The following is a 19,912-nucleotide window of genomic DNA, read 5'->3' on the forward strand; positions in this document are numbered from 1 at the left end:
TATTTCAACATCCTGCCGGAGTTATTTCTCTTTTCAGCGGTCTTTATCGAATCGTTTTTTCCTGCGGGCTTCCCATTCGGACTGTATCGCATCGAACGCTTTTTGCTGGTCGGGGTTCAAAAGGCTCCGGATATCTTCCCGGACGGCCCGCCGGATCTCTTCGAACCGGGGGCGGATTTCCGCGCGAAGAGCGGAAATCTTTTGCCGCTTCTCTTCTAAAATTTCTCCGATCTGCCGTTTCTGCTCATCGGTGAGCTCGAGCCGTTTGCTGAATTCTTCCAGCATCCGGCTGTAACGGTCTTTGCCGTCACCGGTCTCTCGATATTCCAGGTACCATGTCGCAACGGCGGCTCCCGCTATAAAACCCACCAGAATCGGAATAATAAACTTTCCCCATTTAATTTTCATTGCTCCTCCAAAGCCATTGTCAGCAAGTCCTGGGCCCTTGGGCCTTCCTCCTGGAAGATCCATTGAGAGCCGGAGGTGTCCCGCCCGTTTGTCAAAAGCAGTGCCTCGATGGAGACCTGGGGAGGTTGGAGAATAACCGAGCTCCAGGTAAAAATGCCGACAATGAAACCCATGCCCATGGCGGGAACCAGCCAGCGGAGCAGGGAAGGGTGTTTTTTCCCGGCGGGTCGCTCCAAGGTCTCAATGCGCTTCATCACCTTCCGGACGAAATGGGATGACATATGGACCTGGGGCGCTTTAAAAAATGCCCGGGCGATCCGTTCCCAATCGGCGTACTCTTTCCGGCAGGCCGGACAGGATCTCAGGTGGTCCGCCGCTTCCTGAGCCTCCGTTCCTGAAAGTTCTCCGTCATACAGCATTAAAAGCTGTTCTTTGAGCCGATCGTGATCCATGTCTTCTGCTTGGTTAGACGTCATCGTTGCCTAAAAAGTGTCGCATTTTTTCCTTGAAATTTTCCCGGGCCCGCCGCAGTTGCGCCCGGACGCTCTCCACGGAACAGCCCAGGACCCCGGCGATTTCCCGATAATCGAGCCCCTGAACTTCCCGCAGGACCAGAACCGTCTTGTATTTCAAAGGCATATGAGACAACACGCGCTCGATCAAATCGGACGCTTCGAGTCTTTGGTGGGGGTTGGAGGGCTCTGAGAGGAGTTGGTTGAGCTTGTCGCCTTCACGCTGTGCCAGTTCCTCCCAGGATTCGATGTCCCGCCGGGACCGGGCCCTCATGAGGTCCGTGCAATGGTTGACGGTGATCCGATGGAGCCAGGTGGAGAAGGCGGCTTCACCGCGAAATTGGTGGAGGGAGCGGTAGGCCTTGAGAAAGATCTCCTGCGCCGCATCCTCGCCGTCCGCGGAATTGGAAAGAAGGAAGGTGCAAAGCCGGACCATCTTTATATGGTGCTTCCGTACAAGCGCTTCATAAGCCTCCGGCTGACCGGATAAAATTTTCTGGATGATTTCACGTTCTTCGATAGATCCCCCCAAAAATATTGCCGTTGCGGCAATGTGTATTTTACACCAGGGGGATCATTGAATGGAAATATAGATGGCCAAGGAAAGGGGTAACTATCCCGCCGACGCAACCTCCCCGGAGGTTCGACGGAGCGTTCGACCGAGCCCACGGCCAAGCCTCGCCGGGGGACTTTTAAAATCTAAGGCCGGAGTTTTGAATTGGATTTATTTCTGGAACGCTTCTTTGAGCAGTTGGCTTTGTCTGGAAAAGGCTTTTCGGGCATCTTTGTGTTCTTTCATGAGAGCGATTTCTTGGGTTAAAAGGCGGGCCAGATGCATGGTGTGGGCTTCGCGATTTCGGAGTTGGCATTTATAAAGGGGATGGTCCTGGTTCACATAGATCACGCTTCCCTCCGTAAAACATTCCGGGCCGTCCTCCCCGAAACGGTCCAGACAACAACTGATTCCCGTTTGTCCCAGCTTCAAGCGCTGGATGATGGCATTGGGGGTCAACGGAACGGCTTTGGGCTTTTTGGTCCTGGGCTTACGGGGTTTTGAGACGGGTTCTTCCTTTTCTCCAAGCGTTTCGACCTTTGAAGTTTTCTTTTCAGCCACCAATCCCGCCCCTCCGATCCCCTGACCTTCTCCTGCAACGGGAACCATTCCGGGAGGGGCCAGATCCGGATAGCGGGATAAAGCAGCTTGAACGCGATGGAGGGCTTCCCGCAGTGCCCGACGAACGGTTCGGGTCTCACGTTCTTTGACCTGCCGAGAAAGAACCTGTCGAACTTCCCTCATTATTTTCTTCATGATTTCCAAAAAGGTCCGGTATTCTTGGGAGTCTATGACAAAGCCGCTTCGGTCGCTTGTAACGGGAAGAAAATCGGCGTTGACCTGGCCGCGGATTCTTGCCGTTTCACGACCCCATTCTTCCATTCCAAAGAGTTCTCTCCGGATGGTCACCTGTTTGACCTTGCATTCTATGCCCAAAGGTTCTGTGGTCGAAGCGCCTGAAGCGGGAAGTATAAAGATTTCCCCATGAACGGGTCCGAAGGAGGTGCCCTCTAAAAAAGGAATGCGTTGACCGGAATACACGCGGGGTTGGATTATCTTTCCGTTCAGGAAGACTGAGAATTCTTCCGCTTTTAAGGGGACGGCTTCAATCAGTCTTCGTTCCACATCTCCCGGATCGAATGTTCGATTCAGTTGGGTGAGGACGACGGTTGTTCCATTGCCCCGATTCGGATCAGGGGAATGTGTGATGAGAGGGAGGTCCCAGGAATCTCCTTGAAGCTCCCATCGGTTTTTATCGAAGGTGACCTCCGCCGCAAAGTTCCCCTGTTGGGTAAAAACCGAGAATGATCCGCAGGCGGAAAGGCTGGCAAATTTGCCGATCCCGAATTGGCCGATTCGGTCCCGATTCAAGCGTTTGGACCGGGGATGGGCTTTCTTTTCTCCCGAGCCGATATTGAAGTACTGCATCAGTCCGTCCAGATCCATTCCCGTTCCGTTATCGGAAACCTCGATCCGGTCTTCGGTCAAAGTGATCTTGGCTTCGGTGGCATCCGCATCGTAGGCGTTGTTGACCAGTTCGCGGATCAATTCGATGCTTTCGGAATAAAGTTTTTCCCCGATGGTAATGATGTGGCTTTTATCAACGGTAACGGGAATGGTGTTTCTTTGGGTTTCCATTGGTTTTTACGCTCCCGAACAAAACCAGGATAACCTTTTCTATTCAAAAAAATCAATGGGGGGCCATTAGGCATCTGACAGAGGGGATCTTACCCGTAATAATATAACCCACCGAAATTCCTAGAGGTGGACGATTAGCTCAGTGGTAGAGCGCTTGCTTCACACTCCTAAATAACCTGCCGACGAGGACCCGTCAGAACTCAAAATACCTATGTCCAACAAAGGGATAAGTTGAGAACGGATTTTGGTTGGAATCGGTCTGAATGTGGCCGTTTGTGGCGGGATCGAGCACGAAATGAGGACATAAATTATTTTACGGTTTTGGATTTCTTACCGCTTCTGCTTACAAATTTTATGTATTAAGGGAGTTAAAAATTAAGGATTAAGTTGAAAAGGAAAGGGCAATACTAAAACTCACAATAAACGTTATTTTTAGGTGGATTATGGTTTAATTAAAGGTCCATGCAGCTCTTGGGGTTTACCAAATATATAACCCTGAATTAAATAGACTCCCATATCTTTCATTACCTGCAGTTCTTTTTCTGTTTCAATACCCTCGGCAATAATTCCATCTGTCGAGGTTTTTCGCAATGCGTGGACCAAATCCTGCAAAACCAATCTGAACCTCTCTGAAGATACTGCCTGCAGAATAGTGGACCTGTCCAATTTGACGTGATCAGGAATTAAGCGAGCAATAAATGGCAGAGAAACAAAGCCTGCCCCAAAATCATCAATGGCGAATTTAAAACCTTTGCTTCTCCACTTGGCGGCAATCTCAAGGTGTTCTTCCACATTCTGCAAGGCTTCCTCTTCCGAGATTTCCAGGACCACATCCATACCAGGGGGCTTTGGCGGTACTTCAATGCTCTTAAGCACGTTAAAATCCACGTTGATAAACAAATTCTCTACACGGAATTCATGGCCCGCTTTAAGCTGTTTGTGAAAACAGAGACACTTCAATTCATGAAGCTTCCCGATGGCGTGGTATTTCTTAAAGAGCGCCAAAATACTGTGCTTGCCTTGAGGGTCACGGCTCAAGGCCTCAAAACCTACAAACTGTTTTAACCGTACATCCATAATGGGTTGAAATACCACCTTGATGGCCTGATCATCCAGTCGGTACTCCTCCTCTCCGATGTGAATCTTTTCTCCGCCTTTTTTGGCAATATACAGAGCTCGGTCCGCTAACCCAATCAATTCCTCCTCCGTTGCGCCATGCTCAGGGTACACGGATACCCCTAAGCTGATATCTAGGCCTGTACAACCCGTAATGCTGAGCTGCTGTATACTTCTACGGATACGATTTATCACGACAAGCAACCCATCACGGTCAGTGTCTGGCAAAATAACCACAAATTCATCTCCACCCCAGCGAAAAACTAAGTCCGAACCTCGAACACAATCCAACAGAATTTTGGAGACTTTTATTAAAACATTATCTCCCGCTTGATGTCCTAGGTTATCATTAATAGATTTAAAACCATCCAAATCACAGATCAGGAAATTTATGATTTGTCTGTTTCGGTCTGCAAGAGCGATTTCTTCTTTGATTCGAGTTTTGAAATATCGGCGATTATAAAGTCCGGTAAGGGAATCCCGAATGGCTTGATCGGCTAAGGCCTCTTCGGCTCTTTTGCGCTCGGTAATGTCACGCACAATAGCAACAAATCGGGGTTCTTCCCCATGGGGGGAAATGTGTTGTAGGATGATTTCCACTGGAATGTCCGTCCCATTCTTATGCCTATGGATGGTTTGAAAGGTCAGAGAGGTTTTAGAACCGTTCAACAAAGGGGCGACGTGTTTCCTGAATTGGGTTTCATCAAATTCTGGTTTGATATCCAATGGGGTCATATTCATCAATTCTTTTTCGCTATACCCAACCTGATCCATGGCCCCCTGGTTCACGTAGGAGAACTTGAAGGTTTGGGGGTTGAAAATGAAGACACAGTCCAGGGTCCTGTCCAAGGTGGTCTTAAACTGGTTCAAGATCAATTCCGCTTTTTTGCGCTTGGTAATATCCCATAAGACTACGGTAAAGATTTTTTCTCCATCCAAATCAAGTTTTGATATGGAGGCCTCCGCAGCAAATTCTTCCCCGTTTTTCCTCCTTCCAGCTATTTGACGCCGTTCTCCCATCCGTCGGGAAGTATCACTGGAACGATTAAATTGATCTACATGGTTATGGTGAGCTTGACGAAGCGATTCCGGGATAAGGATATCTATTTTTTGACCAAGAACCTCACTTTCACGATATTCAAATATTCCCTCCGCCCCTTTATTGAAGATGATGATCCGCTGGTCCTTGTCAATGGAGATAATGGCTTCATCGGCAATGTCGATAATCCCGGCAAAACGAGCTTCACTTTTTTTCAATTTGTTATTTTTGTCTTCCATTGTATTTCGGTTATTTCGAACCAAGACGACCATCCCGGTAAAGAGAGCGCCAAGAAGAATAATGGCACCCCAGTTGAACCGGGTAAGCCACAAACGGTCTTTCATGATGTAAAGATTCAAAGATTCTTGGAGTGCCTTTCCAAACTTATCAATACTGTGAATTACCCCATCATGGGCTTTCTCGGTTTCAGCTTGCATTAGGGGGTCTTGCTGGGCTTCCCAGTAGGTAACAAATAGGGCTTGAAGGAGACGTATATGGTGATCCAAAGAAGTCAGGAGACTTCCGTTTTTCTTGTCTTTTAGGATCGTTAGAGCCCCTTCCAAATCAGTTTCATTATCATATAATAGAAAGTGGTTTAATGCGAGTGCCTGGTCGATATGAGTCTGGATCTCTCGTTTTTTATCTATTGTGGTCCCTTTAATTAAAGATTCCTCAAATTGAATATGTGCATGGGCTATATGTCTCATCAGGCTATCGGTCACCTGAATCAACGGCAAATGCCGTTTGGTAGATTTAGAAAAGACAGACATTGATAGGGAAACCAATATTATCGCAATGATGCTAATGGCGAACAGGGTTAGTTCAAGGGATTTGAATCTATTGATCTTCTTCATATTTTATGCAGTGTTTTAAAGATGAACTAATTAACAGATGGAGTTTGAAGTCACACCTATACATTGTAAATGTATAATAATTCTAGGGAATGTCAAATAAACGCGGGCGCCGATTTAAGGAAATATTATTCGTAATAATAGGTTCTACCCTTGATAAAACGATGAATTGATCAATGGACAATCTGCATACAAACCCTTAATAGACCTATTATGTGGGCGATCAGCTCAGTGATAAAACGCTTGCTTCATACTCTATATTTACCTTCCAACGAGAACCAACCAAAACTCAAAATATCCATATCCAACAAAGGGATAAGGTTAGAACTCATTTTGACTGGAATCGGAAATCCGGGGACACGATCCCTAATTCCCCGATCGGTAGTTATGTTTCGAATGATGTAATGGTGCCACCGAATTCCACGAAATGCCGATGTATTTAAGAAATTCTCCAAAGATGAGCCAAGACGAGATTTGACCCGTTTCCCTAATGATCCGCGATATTTGTGCTCTGATTCAAAAAAGAGTTGTCCCATCCAATCGACTCTCAATTTGTGGTTATAATATTCAGAGTTTTCTACACGATATACTTTCAGGTGATATTGATGCTGATCGTATGGATTATTTGCTTAGGGATTCTCATATGTGTGGGGTGAATTATGGCCTTTATGACCCAAATAGAATTCTAAAGAGCATGTGTGCATACGGCCGAAATGACACAATGGAATTACATGTAGGACTTCGTTTTAGCGCTCTTGGGGCAGTCGAAGATTTATTAATATCCCGTTATCAAATGCATGGGCAGATTTATGGACATAAAACTAATCGGGCTTGTAATGCTATGCTTGACCTCATTCGTAAACAACTTAGGAAGGCAAAATGGAAATGGTATTCCTCTTGTAAAACAATGGAGCAACTTTTATCAGCCTTTTCTGATCTTGACGATTTCTCGTTTAACCGGAAGTTAAGAGAGAAATCAATAGACAACGGCGCAGGAAAGGTAAAAGAAATAGCAGAAGAACTTTTTGTTAAACGGAAATTAGTGAAGAAAGTTTATGAAGAGAGGGTTGATCTTTCAAAAAATAAACACAAAAGAGAGCATTGGGAAAAACAAAAAAGAAGCTTTGAGAGGAAAAAAATATTGTTTGTCCCAGATGAATTCAAGAATAAGGGTCCATCGGTAAAACAAAAAAATTATTATTTAAAAGTTCTAAAAAAAACAAAAGATGGATTTTATAAAGTACATGAACTAAAAGAATGTTCAACAGTGGTTCAATACCTACCAGAGGAAGAGGTTGTTTTTAGAATATATTCAAAGGGTGTGGATTTTGAAAGAGCAAAGAAAATAATGCCAGATTAAAGTATTTTAGAATAAAATCAAACCAAAGAGTTTACAGGATTTCCTTTAAACTTCCCGCGCCTATATTGAATTGATAATTAAATATTATTAAATATCAACTCTTTTAATTCCTTAGGAAACCATTTCCTTAAAAACCTCATTTTGTTGTCTACCTTTCTCCATAGGGTCCCTCCGTTATTTAAATCTTTACCCTCGATTAGAAATTGATTTTAGACCGTTGTGATTTTTTTAAAGAAAAAGTCCGCTACTTATAGTCTGTAGACACTTTGTCATCATTTTGCCAATAATCCCACCTTATAAATTATGAGCAACATTAAAAAACAATTTGGTGTGATAGTTCGGAAACTACGGAATAAAAAGGGTCTCTCACAAGAGGCCTTTGCGGATCTCTGTGGGCTCCATAGAACATATATAGGGGCTGTGGAAAGAGGGGAGAGAAATGTCTCCCTTGAAAATATAGAAAAAATTGCAAAAGCCCTCCGTGTGAGTATTTCGTTTATGTTCAGCCAAAAATGAAAATAATTAAGACGGAATATCTTATAAAAGCTGGATCATTTCCTAAATCCCAAGCATGGGAGACTATATATAGGGAAATTCAAAAAGCAATCAAAGCAATAACGTGGCCTAGGGGAAGTAAGAGTTTCACTATTTATCCTGAAAGCGGTAAAAAGCGGGGTAAAGGTAATGGAGTGAAACCGTTAAAGGATGCTTTTTGCTTTAGCCTAAGTAAAAAAGGATGGAATCTTGAAACCCGTTTGCCAATTGGGGTGAGAAAATACCCTGGACCCATTGATGCAACAAAACAGTTAGGTGAAAACCAGTTTTTTGCTGTGGAGTGGGAAACGGGAAATATTTCCTCCAGTCATCGGGCTTTGAACAAAATGGCGCTCGGAATTAAAAATGGGATGTTAAAGGGAGGAACTTTGGTTTTGCCAACAAGGGGGCTTTATAAATACTTGACAGATAGGGTTGGAAACATTGATGAGATAGAACCGTATTTTGAATTATGGAGTTCGATGCCTTTTAAGGATGGTATTTTGGCCGTAATTTCAGTTGAACATGATGCTACTAGTTTAGAGGTTCCACGAATAAAAAAGGGAACTGATGGCAGGGCTCTTATTTGAAAATTTGGTCCAAAAAGTTTATTTGGTTTGGGACTCTTTTCGGTTCATCCTCTGTGAGGCGATATTTATAGGTTGAATGCCCTGAACGTTTTCGTAATTTCAAGGCCTCTTCAGTAAACAACCGATTAAGATTCTTTCTTATTTTTTCTAAATGTTCCTGTTGTTCCCTTATTTTTTTGAATCTTTCTATAATTGGTTTACAACTCTCAATTTCGGATCCAATCCATCTTCTCCCCTTCATCTCGGCTACGATATATGTTGTTCCCGAGCCCCCAAACGGGTCCATAACCAGATCTCCCTCCTCTGTGGCAATATCTAAGACTCTATCCAACAGCTTAATTGATAATTCATTTGCCCCTCTGGTTTTAAATTTCGCGTGACGAACTGGAGGAATATCATTCCAAACATCTGTCAGGTTGACACCTTTTGGGTTCATTTTGTCCTTGTATCCCCCATAGTCTTTTATTTCTCCCCCGCAGTGCCTACAGGTCTCCATTGGTAATCGAGAAGGATGAAAGGTTTTTGGTAAGCGTCCCTTAATGAAGTAAAGCAGACTGTAATGTGAGGGATAGAGCCTTTTTGGCACCGGTAGACTAAATTTAATATCAACAGTTATCCAATGTCGGAAAGTCAGGAATTTATCCAGATAAGAGGAAATATGGATGTTCCACTTAGGGAGGTTATAAACAAACAGGGAACCATTAGGTTTCAGTATCCTGCAACATTCTTCTAACCATCCATAGCACCAGCCTAGATAGTCGTATTTCTCTAATTGATCGTTAACCTTACTCCCATAATTTTTTCCTAAATTAAAAGGTGGATCCGCAAAAATACAGTCAACGGAGTTTTCCGGGAGGCTGCTCAATAAACTAAGACAATCTGTATTATAAAGCTCACCTAGAGAGGTTTGAAAAATAGGGGTTAATTTTTTAGGAGGAGAAGAGGGGGGTTTTCTTTTATAAATCTCCACTTCTTCTTTTAATACAAAAGGGGCGATGGCAGGGTTCTCATGAAGCATATTCTGGATTTCTTTTGGAATCTTCCCGGCCAGAATTGAAAGCTCGGTTTGATTGATTGAGAAAATTTTTGATATTTTTTTTATGAATTTTTCAGATGGCTTCCCTTTCGAGTGTTCAAGTTGGCTTATATAAGATTTATCCACCCCCAATTTCTTTGCGAGTTGAAGTATGCTAAACCCCTTTGTTTTCCTAAGCGATTTAAGTTTCCCCCCAAAATTCATTCTCATCCCCCCACAATTAAGAAGATTTATAACGCAAAAACTTTATAAAAGTTGAGTGAATTAGTCAACTATTTTCTGGTTTGCATTCAAAATTTTGAACCAATAAAGATTTGCCCTAATTTGGCGATTGTGTGAAAAAGGGTCTCAAAGACGACGGGTTTCATGACTTTAGGCGAAGTGCAGTTAGAAATATGGTACAGGCGGGAATCCCGGAGATAGTAGCAATGAAAATATCCGGGCATAGGACGCGCTCAGTCTTTGACCGCTATGCGATTGTGAGTTCTAGAGATCTGGAACTAGCAAGAATGAAACTTACAGACCTTGCCCAAAAAAGGAAAGAAGTTCAAGAGCTCCTCGAAATAAAAGAGAGTCCCAATCAAATACTCATTCGGAAAACATAACAACAGGATATAAGGGACAAGCAGAGTTTCCCTTAGCAAACATTTTTGCAAAGGCCCCCTTCTCTAACCGATTCCAAGTGTTCACTTTTTAACGAGTCTGAGAATTAAAAATTATCGGATGAAATAAAGTATAACGATATCAGCAAACGTTTTGACAATCCTGAAGAATATTTCAATCGCTTTGTAATACCCTGAGTTATAGCCACCTTAAAGGAATCTCTGATCTTTTAATATTTACCACGACATCTGGATTCAAAGATGAAATAATCATCTTAAGCGATTGTTGGTTTAAATCACTACTTATTGTAGGGCCAATTACTAATTCAACAATTGGGAATGGAATACCATATACGTCATCGACTGATGCCTTAATAGCATTTTCAAAGCTCACTGTATAATATGGGATTACGTTACCCTTGTAACTTCTGAAAAATGGAAGGTCGGTACTCTGGCCTCTGTCAAAAAGTAGATCCACTGAACTAAAGTATACTAATCTCCATTCACGTTCTTGATGGAAATCTGGATGTTTAAAGCAAAATAAATATTCACCAACAGTTAAGGAGAAGGCCTGACAATATTCTGGCAAGAGAGTTGAGGTCACATCCTCTAACCCTTTTCCCGTTGTGGATGTAGACAAAGAGTTCAGAAAGGCCCCAATCGTTTCATCTACTAATCTGGTTTGATCTGAGACATCATAGATTACTTTACGAAGAACGCATCTTCTCTCGATGAACCGAATTGTATGAAGGAAATCTATACCAATGGCATAGCCGCCACCTTCTCCCCGGTATCCTCTCCATTGGCTTAACAAATTTCCATCCTCGCAAAAACATGTAGCGAAGACAGAAAATCTATTAGAAAAAGGATCAAAAGTCTGTACAATTCTTTTAATAAACTCTCTCTGAATTTCATTTAGGTTGGAGTCATTGGACCTCGACTTTAGTCGGGTTTCTATTAATGATCTGGAGTATTGTAATTCAGATGAGTCATTCATATACCTGAGATCGGTCATCCATATACTCTTACTTGATAAAATTCCAATTAACCCATCTGCTGATGTGTAATGGAATAATACATTTGGAAATTCTTTATGATAAACACTCCATTTAGATAGTATTTCCTCTTTCAGTTGCGAAATAATGCTTTTTTCTGAATCTGAAATGTTCATACTAAATCCAGGTTTAGTTCTTAATCGAAATCCCCGATTTAAAATTTTCTATCTCAACGCCAAGAAGATAAATACCTCCTCTATTTTCCACTGCAATGGCACTGGCTTGGTTTCCTTTATTCGTTGTCAGTTTCAAGAATGCTATATTGGGAGGTTTGTTATCATTAGCTGTGCCAAACTTACTCCTATCGGGGTGTAATATAATAGGATAATCATCGTCAGTAAAAAGAAGTGCTGATATCTCTATTTCCAAATCACTGTCTTTGATTCTTTTTTTAATTTCACACACAACCCGACCAGTCTTTTTTTCTACTATCGACGTTCGTTTAAAGCCACTGAGTATTGTGTAGTTATTTTTATCTTTTAAGTTAATTGAATTATTCTTTATTTGTGCAATAGGGCTCTTATTCGGCCCCAATAATTTAAAGGTTGCTGCAAGCTCGCCAGTTTCAGGATTTTTCGCAAGTGAGATCAAAGGAATCCCTTTGTATTCTATTGGATTCGTAACATTGCGATAGTATATTCCGCCGATTTTTGCACTATAAGAATTAGCTGGTTCCCACAGGGTCATAAATTATCAGTCCTTTTGAGGTTGAAAATTTTTATTGGAAATACTTCTTTTAATTTTCCAAGGACTATACCATTATTCAGAAATGAGCACAATTCTGAGCACAGTTGACGGGGCGGGACCAATCTGTAATAATACAACCCCTTGATAATCTTATTAAGTGGGCGATTAGCTCAGTGGTAGAGCGCTTGCTTCACACTCCTTACTTACCTACCAACTCTAACCCATAAAAACTCAAATAACCTATATCCAACAAAGGTATAAGTTAAGAACATTTTTTGGCTGGAATTGGCTTGAACGTGGTCGTTTGGGGTGGGCTCGAGCACAAATTGAGCACAAAATTTTTTTTACCGCCTTTAATATCTGTGACTTTCACCTGGAAGAGGTCCTTAATGTATGTTCCCCCCCATTTACAAGCTCCTTTTCGGAATTTTTTAATTACTCCTTACCATGGGATCTATAATCCCATGGGTGTCACATCCTTTCACTTTTTCTCCTAAATTTTTCAAATAGTTACTTAACCCCCCCCAGAATAAGATCTTTCCTTTGTGCCGGTTTTGTGTTTAGAGCATCTTAACTTCAATTTTGTGTTTTCTCGCAGACCAACAGTCAACTTTTTAGCTGTTTCTAAGTATTTTCCTGAAAATCAGGCAAAAACTTAACTACTTTAATAAGTGTACACATTTTAATGGCCAAGTTTTTAACCAGTTTGAATTTTTTTCTTTTTATTTAAGAAAAATTATTGACAGTGGATTTTATTTCTGATATTTACAGCGGGATTTTATTTTTGATGAAATTATTCATATTCTAAATCAAAAGGAAAAAATAGCCATGGATTGGCGAAGATTCCCCCCATCTTCTATTATCCACACTTCCTTTACCTTTCTTTTCGGTTTCGCTTTTTTTCTGTTCTCCTTTTCTTCCCTTCATGCCTCAGCCCCTGTGTTCCTTTCCGTGGGTGTAGAACCCGAAGCGGTTTCCATCAATACCCAAACCAACCAGGCCGTTGCGGTTCATAAAGGATCCAACGACTTAAAAGTTATTGACCTTTCCACCAATACCGTTACTTCTACTATTTCCTTCTCCTCCCGTCCTATTGATGTGGCGGTGAATTCCCAAAACAATGTGGCCGTGGTGGTGCTGGAAAAGATCGACAGCATCAAAATTATCGATTTAACCACCGGCCTGGAGTTGGCCACGGTGGTGGTAGGAAAAGACCCTCAAGAAGTGGCCATTGATCCAGGAAATCAAATCGCTGTGGTGACCAATCAAAAAGATGACACGGTCAGTTTTGTGGACCTGCTGGCCTATTCGGTTCTACAGACCGTTTCCGTGGGAGAAAAACCCTTAGGAATTGATATCAACCTATCAGCACAGATCGCGGTGGTGGCCAATGAAAAATCCGATACACTTTCCCTAATCGATCTTCCCAGCCGTACGGTGACTCACACGATAGCGGTTTCTGAGAAGCCCCGCCGTGTGGCCATCAATACACAGACCGGTCAGGCGGTTATTACCCATGAAAAACTCAATCAGATCAGCATCGTTGATCCTTCCACTCAAACCGTATTAAACACACTTTCCGTTGGGAAATCCCCAGATGGGGTAGCTGTCAATCCCACTACCAATCAAGCACTGGTCTCCAACGAAAAGGCCGATAGTCTAACGTTAGTGGATCTGGCAGCAGCAACAATTGTAGGAAGCATTGCCGTTGAGCGAAACCCGAGGGGTGTGGCCATTCATCCGGGAATCAACCTTGCGGTCTCTGCCAACAAAAAAAGCGATACGGTTTCGATCATTGATTTATACACCGTTACCTTGACCAATCCCGCGCCGGTGGGAAAAGACCCTCAAGGGGTGGGGGTCAATATCAATAAAGATATTGCGGTGGTGGCCAATAAGAAAAATGACACGGTCTCCATACTGGATCTTCCCCAAGGCACCCTTTCAGCCACCATCTCCGTGGGAAGAGATCCCCAGGGAGTGGCGATCAATCCCCAGACCGACCAGGCCTTGGTGACAAATAAGAAAGACAACTCCCTCACGTTAATCGATCTCATGAGCCTTCAGGCCACGGGAACCTTGAATGTTGGAAAAGACCCCAATGGGGTAGCCATTAACCCAGCCACCAACCGAGCGGTGGTTGCCAATAAAAAGGACAACACCGTATCCATAGTAGATCTCTCAATACCCTCGGTTTTAAGCACTATCCCAGTAGGAAAGGACCCCACCGGAGTTGGCATAGATGCCAATAGCAATCAGGCCTTAATCACATTAGAAAAAGATGATACGGTGATGGTTTTGGATCTGGCATCCGAAACCGTCATTAACACAATACCCGTTGGAGAAAAGCCTCAGGGAATCGCCATCGACACAGGGCTTAATCTATCGGTCATTACCAATAAAAAAAGCAATACCTTATCGGTTATCGATCTAGCCACCAAAACACTGATTCAAACAGTAAATGTAGGAAAAGATCCCATTGGCGTGGCGGTTCATCCTCTAACCCAAGAAGCGTTCGTGGCCAATCACGGAGATGACACCGTATCGGTTGTGGATTTGACCACTTATACGGTCACTGAGACCATAGCGGTGGGAAACAGGCCACGGGATATCGCCATTCATCCCGCCCTCAATCTTGCGGTGGTGACCAATGAGGGAAGCGATGATGTCACCATCTTAATTCTTGGGGCGCCTCCTGTTCCCACCATCACCAGCTTTTCTCCTACAAGCGGTCTTGAAGGGGCTGAGGTCATCATTACTGGAGATAACTTTGATCCCAACCAATCAAACAACACGGTTAAGTTTAATGGGGTTGAGGCAGTAGTTTCCGCCGCTACCGTTACCAGCATCACCACCAACGTTCCCACAGGGGCCACCACAGGGCCGATCACTGTGACCACTTCCGGAGGGACGGGAACCAGCGCCACGGATTTCACAGTCATCACCGGACCGGTTATTACAAGTTTCTCACCCACAACAGGGCCCTTCGGAACCCCTGTAACCATCACAGGCCAAAATTTCGATGCGATTGCCTCAAATAACCAGGTGGATTTCAACGGCACCCCGGCCATTATTACATCTGCAACCGAAACTCAAATCACCACCACGGTTCCTATGGATGCCACCACAGGCCCAATTAACATCACCTCTCCTCAAGGAACCGGCTCAAGCACCAATCCTTTTACCGTTACCCTGAGCAAAGATTTTTCCATCACAGCCAATCCTGCCATTGCATCGGTGATTCCCGGAAGCTCCGTATCCTATTGGATCACATTGAATCCCATTGATGATTTTACACAGCTTGGTCAATTAAATGTCCTGGGCCTTCCAACGGGAGCAACGGCCAATTTTACTCCTGCTTTGATCGGCCCCAACGGCAACTCCTTTTTGCAGATCACAACGGATGGGACAACTCCCGCAGGGCAAACTTCCCTGACCGTTCAAGCCGCCGCAACCATTGACGGAAACGATGTTACCCGAACAGTCAATGTCACGCTGGATGTTCAAGCCCCGGGACAAACGGCCCTTACCGGCCAGGTATTGGATGAACACGGCGGGCCGTTGAAAGATGTGACCATTACCTTAGGTGGGGCTACATTGACGCCTTTGGGGACAACGGATGAAGCCGGAAATTTCTTTGTCACAGGAGTGCCTACCGGGACTCAGACGATTCTCATTGACGGATCAACGGCCAATCAGCCGGGGATAGAATACTCAACCATTCCCGTAACCGTTAATGTCCAGGCAGGTATTGTCAATTCCTTGGGATTCACCCCGTATTTACCTGAGCATCCTACAGTAGAGTTGATTCCCATTACCCCCAGTCAAGATACAGTCTTAACCAACCCGGATATTCCGGGATTCGAGATGACTATTCCTGCTGGAGTAAATATTATCGGCTGGGACGGGCAAGCCAATACCGAAGTGGGTGTGATCGAAGTGCCCATTGATCGCTCTCCGCTTCCCCCAGGTCCTTCCAATCTTACCTCCAATGTTGTTTACCTTTTTTCTTTTGGAAAGTTTGGCGGAGGTGTCCCAACAGGTAATGTTCCCGTTACTACCCCAAATGTGGTGGGTGGACTTCCCGGGGATTCGGTGGATCTTTATTATTTCGATGAATCGCCGGACGGAACACGGCCTAATGATTGGTTGCAGTATGGCACGGGGACTGTTTCATCCGATGGGACCCTCATCATTCCCGATATCAATCCTTCCACAGGGCTACCCTATGGAATGCCGCGTTTTTGCTGTGGAGGCCAAAGACCGGTTCTTCCGGCTCAAGTCCAAGCAGGTGGAGGAGAAAGTAATGGTCAGGTTGACTCCGGGAAAGAAGACGGTGAGCCTGTCAATGTAGCCACAGGTTTTTACAGCTATACAAAGACGGATATGGTGCTGCCTGGAATTATTCCTTTAGTTGTGGACCGGACCTATCGAGCTAACCTGAATAACTCGGGTCCCTTTGGAATAGGAACTAGTTGGTCCTATGATACCTTTTTACAACCGCCACCAAATGGTTCCCCGGATGCATTGATTTTATTCTCTCCAGGAAACCGCCAGGATTTATTCTCAAAGCAACCCAATGGGACTTTTATCAATACCACCACGCCGGCACTGAGAGGGACCATTGTTACCCTAAACGGGGGTAACCGTATACTGACCTTTAAAGATAATAAAGTGTGGACTTTTGACACCAATGGGAGGCTGATTTCACAGCAGGACAGAAACGGAAATACCGTTACCTTAACACGGGATGGGCAGGGCAGAGTCACGGAGCTTACTGAACCAACGGGAAGAATGTTGACAATGAACTACACGGGGGCCAACCTTCGAATCGATAGCATCCGGGATCCTCTGCTCAGGCTAGTGCAATATAATTATGACGGTCTGAACCGTTTGATTGAGGTCATTGACCCCAAAGGAGGGAGCACGCAATATACATACGATGCTTCTAATCGTGTGTTAACCATTACCGATGCCAGAAACATCACCTTCCTGACTAATGAGTATGACAGTTCCGGGTGGGTGATTAAACAGACACTGGCCGATGGGGGGATTTTTACATTTGATTACACCACAACCGGGGATTTTATAACCTCCACCAAAGTGACTGATCCGCTTGGTAATGAGACGACCTATCGTTTTAACCGCTCCCGGTACCTTATCAGCCAATCCGATGCCCTGGGCCAGACGACCCTGTTTAAACGAGACCCCGCAACGAACCTTCTTTTAAGTACCACCGATCCCTTGGGAAGAAAGACGACGTTTACCTATGATACCGCAGGAAATGTCACATCCATCACAGATCCTGAACAGAACGTTACCCAATTTACCTATGAAACCACATTCCACCGGCTGACTTCTACTACCGATGCCTTAAACCAAACCACAACATTTGAGTATGACACCAACGGAAATCTGACCAAGACAATAGATCCTTTACTGAACGAAACCACGATTACCTACAACACCGCTGGCCAGCCGGTAACGGTAATTGATCCATTATTAAACACCATGCAATTTGAATATGACACGAACGGCAACCTGATCGCCACTGAAGACCCCCTTGGGAACAGGACAACAAGAGTTTATGATTCGGTCTCCAGATTGATTGTTCTGACCGATTTTTTGGGAAGAAAAACGAAACTCGATTATGATGCCCTCAATCAGGTTAGCCGAATTACAGATGCATTAAATGGGGTTACCGATTTTACCTATGATGAAAATGGAAATCTCCTTAGCGTTAAGGATGCAAACAACCATACTATAATTTATACCTATGATGTTCAGGATCGTTTGGAAACTCGTACCGATCCCCTAGGTCGCCAAGCATTTTATACCTATGACTTCAACGGAAATTTAAAAACCTTTACCGATCGCAAATTGCAGGTTAATAATTTTACCTATGATCCATTAGATCGAAGAATTTTTTCTCAATATGATGATGGGAGCACGACTGCTTTTAATTATGACACAGTAGGTAGATTAACCGTTGCGGAGGATTCAACTTCGGGAAGAATGGAATTTGTTTATAATACACTTGACCGATTGATCCAGGAACTCACTTCCCAGGGAACAGTGGAATATCAATACGACACAATTGGCAGACGGACTAGTATGACCGTCAATGGCCAGACTCCGGTGACATACGGATATGATTCCAATTCCCGTCTGACTCAAGTAACTCAAGGAACAAAAATCGTAGGGCTTGGCTATGATTCAGTGGGAAGAAGAACAAGTCTTTCTTATCCCAATGGGGTTAATACCACCTACACATACGATTTCGCTTCTCGATTAACAAATATTCTTCATCAAGGTCCGAGTTCCATTATTGAAGACCTTTCCTATAGCTATGATGCTGCGGGAAATCGAATCTCCTTTAATAGGACAAATGGAACAGCTACTCTACTTCCAGACGCTGTTCAAGCTGCCTACGATGCCGCAAATGAGCAAATTCAGTTTGACAGTACGACACCCAACCTTACCTATGACTCCAATGGGAACCTGACTTCTCAAACCCATATCGGTGGAACCACGACATATACCTGGGATTCAAGGAATAGGTTAGTTGCTATCAGCGGGCCGGGGTTATCGGGAAGTTTTGTTTATGATCCTCTGGGAAGAAGAGTAAGGAAAAGCATTAATGGGATGACAACTGATTTTCAGTATGATGGAGATGATGTTATTTCGGAAATTGGTAATTATTCTTTAGGTGCAACCTATTTGCGGAGCATGGATATTGATGACCCATTTATTCGAATGTCAGAAGTCAATGAATATTATCACAATGATGGGCTTGGTTCTGTGGTTGCTCTCACGGATCAGGTAGGTTCTGTTCAAGATTCTTATATCTTTGATCCATTTGGTTTTTCAACCAATATTGGCAGCAGCAGTAATAGTTTTCAGTATACTGGGCGGGAAAATGACACAACAAATTTGCATTATTATAGGGCACGGTATTACTCACCAACGTTCCAACGTTTTTTGTCCGAGGATCTTCTATGGTTATTTGGCCAGCACGATAATTTTTACGCGTATGTGGGAAATAATCCCGTAAATCTGATTGATCCCATGGGTTTACAATTTAGGTTGCCGGATTTCTTTTCTGGAACTTTTAGTTTTACAATTCCCACTCGATGGACAGGTGAATGGGTTAGTTGGAGCTTTACGGCAACAGTCGACAGATACGGAAGAATCTATGTAAGTCCTTGGGGCCCTGGGGTTGGACGTGCTCCGGAGGACATTTCCGGTGCAGTCACAGCAAACTGGATATTTCAAAAATGTAAGCCAACTCCGGAACAATTGTCCAATTTCCTAACGGCCCATGGAATTACAGGGGCATTAGGTAACGGAGGTGGGGGAAATATTATTATTTCACCGGGAAATGGTTCGGCTTGGGGAGTTGGTTTGTTGACAAAACAGGGAGGGGCGAATTACAGTTATACCTATCTGTGGAAAGACACAGAGGTAAGTTGGTAGGAGGGTAAGCCATTCAAGAATTTTCAGGGTTAATTTTTGCAATTGTATTGATAATTATGGGGACTACAAGCCTATTTTTCCCTGATGAAATTTCTTCCAGGGTGGATAGAATTACTGGAAAAAAGAAAAGTCTCGCTAAAAGACGAGGGAGTAAAAGGGTTGGTGGCACAATTGGTATTTTAATGGGGCTTTTCCTGCTTTGGGCTTATTTTTGGGGGTAAAGGGTTTGTTGTCTGTTTTTCTTAAAAAATTAACGTGAAGTGTAATAAATTAGGGATCAAGGAATTAGAAACAGATAAAAAGAATAAAATGGTACTAAATAGAGTCTGTATTTTAATGCGCATTTAGATTGAACTTGGACAGAGGGAACCGCCATGGTGCGCAGATGTCCGCCTGTTTTCGCATCTTCGAGTACGCTTCATCAACATTCGTTGACTTTTCCCCGTTTTCATGGG

Annotated in this window: 13 protein-coding genes; 5 read left to right on the forward strand and 8 right to left on the reverse strand. The window is 43.7% G+C overall.

What is annotated here, in order from left to right:
• Positions 1-33: 33 nt before the first annotated feature.
• From VGB26_12225 to VGB26_12245, 5 genes are all read right to left on the reverse strand, one after another.
• Positions 34-408, reverse strand: coding sequence for a hypothetical protein (locus VGB26_12225; protein ID HEX9758542.1), 375 nt, complete (start codon positions 406-408; stop codon positions 34-36).
• Positions 405-860 carry a zf-HC2 domain-containing protein gene (locus tag VGB26_12230; protein HEX9758543.1) on the reverse strand — a complete coding sequence of 152 codons (456 nt, stop codon included), beginning with the start codon at positions 858-860 and terminating at the stop codon, positions 405-407. The genes VGB26_12225 and VGB26_12230 overlap by 4 nt, the downstream gene beginning before the upstream one ends.
• A 13-nt stretch (positions 861-873) precedes the next feature.
• The gene (locus VGB26_12235; GenBank protein HEX9758544.1) at positions 874-1,452 is read right to left on the reverse strand and encodes an RNA polymerase sigma factor; all 579 of its coding nucleotides are present in this window, start codon (positions 1,450-1,452) and stop codon (positions 874-876) included.
• A gap of 192 nt (positions 1,453-1,644) precedes the next feature.
• Positions 1,645-3,111 (reverse strand): ATP-binding protein, encoded by a 1,467-nt coding sequence (locus VGB26_12240; GenBank protein HEX9758545.1) that lies wholly within the window; start codon positions 3,109-3,111, stop codon positions 1,645-1,647.
• Positions 3,112-3,552: 441 nt separating this feature from the next.
• Positions 3,553-6,120, reverse strand: a complete 2,568-nt coding sequence (locus VGB26_12245) for a diguanylate cyclase (GenBank protein HEX9758546.1) — start codon at positions 6,118-6,120, stop codon at positions 3,553-3,555.
• 487 nt (positions 6,121-6,607) lie between these two features.
• Between VGB26_12245 and VGB26_12250 the strand changes: the two genes are divergently transcribed.
• The 3 genes from VGB26_12250 to VGB26_12260 all read left to right on the forward strand — a co-directional run bounded on the left by VGB26_12250 (position 6,608) and on the right by VGB26_12260 (position 8,601).
• Complete coding sequence (locus tag VGB26_12250) at positions 6,608-7,477, forward strand: hypothetical protein (GenBank protein ID HEX9758547.1); 870 nt, start codon at positions 6,608-6,610, stop codon at positions 7,475-7,477.
• A gap of 303 nt (positions 7,478-7,780) precedes the next feature.
• A complete protein-coding gene (locus VGB26_12255) occupies positions 7,781-7,993 on the forward strand; it encodes a helix-turn-helix transcriptional regulator (protein ID HEX9758548.1) in 213 nt (70 codons plus the stop codon).
• Positions 7,990-8,601, forward strand: a complete 612-nt coding sequence (locus VGB26_12260) for a hypothetical protein (protein HEX9758549.1) — start codon at positions 7,990-7,992, stop codon at positions 8,599-8,601. The genes VGB26_12255 and VGB26_12260 overlap by 4 nt, the downstream gene beginning before the upstream one ends.
• On the opposite strand, the gene VGB26_12265 is transcribed toward VGB26_12260, so the two are convergent.
• On the reverse strand, positions 8,594-9,841 hold the full coding sequence (locus VGB26_12265; GenBank protein ID HEX9758550.1) for a DNA methyltransferase: 1,248 nt from the start codon (positions 9,839-9,841) through the stop codon (positions 8,594-8,596). The genes VGB26_12260 and VGB26_12265 overlap by 8 nt on opposite strands.
• 131 nt (positions 9,842-9,972) lie before the next feature.
• On the opposite strand from VGB26_12265, the gene VGB26_12270 reads away from it, so the two are divergent.
• On the forward strand, positions 9,973-10,242 hold the full coding sequence (locus VGB26_12270; GenBank protein ID HEX9758551.1) for a hypothetical protein: 270 nt from the start codon (positions 9,973-9,975) through the stop codon (positions 10,240-10,242).
• Between the two features lie 196 nt (positions 10,243-10,438).
• On the opposite strand, the gene VGB26_12275 is transcribed toward VGB26_12270, so the two are convergent.
• Positions 10,439-11,410, reverse strand: coding sequence for a DUF2971 domain-containing protein (locus VGB26_12275; GenBank protein HEX9758552.1), 972 nt, complete (start codon positions 11,408-11,410; stop codon positions 10,439-10,441).
• A 13-nt stretch (positions 11,411-11,423) separates the two neighbouring features.
• Positions 11,424-11,981 (reverse strand): hypothetical protein, encoded by a 558-nt coding sequence (locus VGB26_12280; protein ID HEX9758553.1) that lies wholly within the window; start codon positions 11,979-11,981, stop codon positions 11,424-11,426.
• Positions 11,982-12,809: 828 nt separating this feature from the next.
• On the opposite strand from VGB26_12280, the gene VGB26_12285 reads away from it, so the two are divergent.
• Entirely contained in the window at positions 12,810-19,457 is a 6,648-nt protein-coding gene (locus VGB26_12285) for an RHS repeat-associated core domain-containing protein (GenBank protein ID HEX9758554.1), read from the forward strand.
• Positions 19,458-19,912 lie beyond the last annotated feature (455 nt).

The organism is Nitrospiria bacterium (genome assembly GCA_036397255.1).
Classification (GTDB): Bacteria; Nitrospirota; Nitrospiria; order DASWJH01; family DASWJH01; genus DASWJH01.

Coding starts and splice junctions, on each gene's coding strand:
- VGB26_12225 (HEX9758542.1), bottom strand. CDS start 408: ATGAAAATTAAATGGGGAAAGTTTATTATTCCGATTCTGGTGGGTTTT.
- VGB26_12230 (HEX9758543.1), bottom strand. CDS start 860: ATGGATCACGATCGGCTCAAAGAACAGCTTTTAATGCTGTATGACGGA.
- VGB26_12240 (HEX9758545.1), bottom strand. CDS start 3,111: ATGGAAACCCAAAGAAACACCATTCCCGTTACCGTTGATAAAAGCCAC.
- VGB26_12245 (HEX9758546.1), bottom strand. CDS start 6,120: ATGAAGAAGATCAATAGATTCAAATCCCTTGAACTAACCCTGTTCGCC.
- VGB26_12250 (HEX9758547.1), top strand. CDS start 6,608: ATGATCCGCGATATTTGTGCTCTGATTCAAAAAAGAGTTGTCCCATCC.
- VGB26_12255 (HEX9758548.1), top strand. CDS start 7,781: ATGAGCAACATTAAAAAACAATTTGGTGTGATAGTTCGGAAACTACGG.
- VGB26_12260 (HEX9758549.1), top strand. CDS start 7,990: ATGAAAATAATTAAGACGGAATATCTTATAAAAGCTGGATCATTTCCT.
- VGB26_12265 (HEX9758550.1), bottom strand. CDS start 9,841: ATGAATTTTGGGGGGAAACTTAAATCGCTTAGGAAAACAAAGGGGTTT.
- VGB26_12275 (HEX9758552.1), bottom strand. CDS start 11,410: ATGAACATTTCAGATTCAGAAAAAAGCATTATTTCGCAACTGAAAGAG.
- VGB26_12280 (HEX9758553.1), bottom strand. CDS start 11,981: ATGACCCTGTGGGAACCAGCTAATTCTTATAGTGCAAAAATCGGCGGA.
- VGB26_12285 (HEX9758554.1), top strand. CDS start 12,810: ATGGATTGGCGAAGATTCCCCCCATCTTCTATTATCCACACTTCCTTT.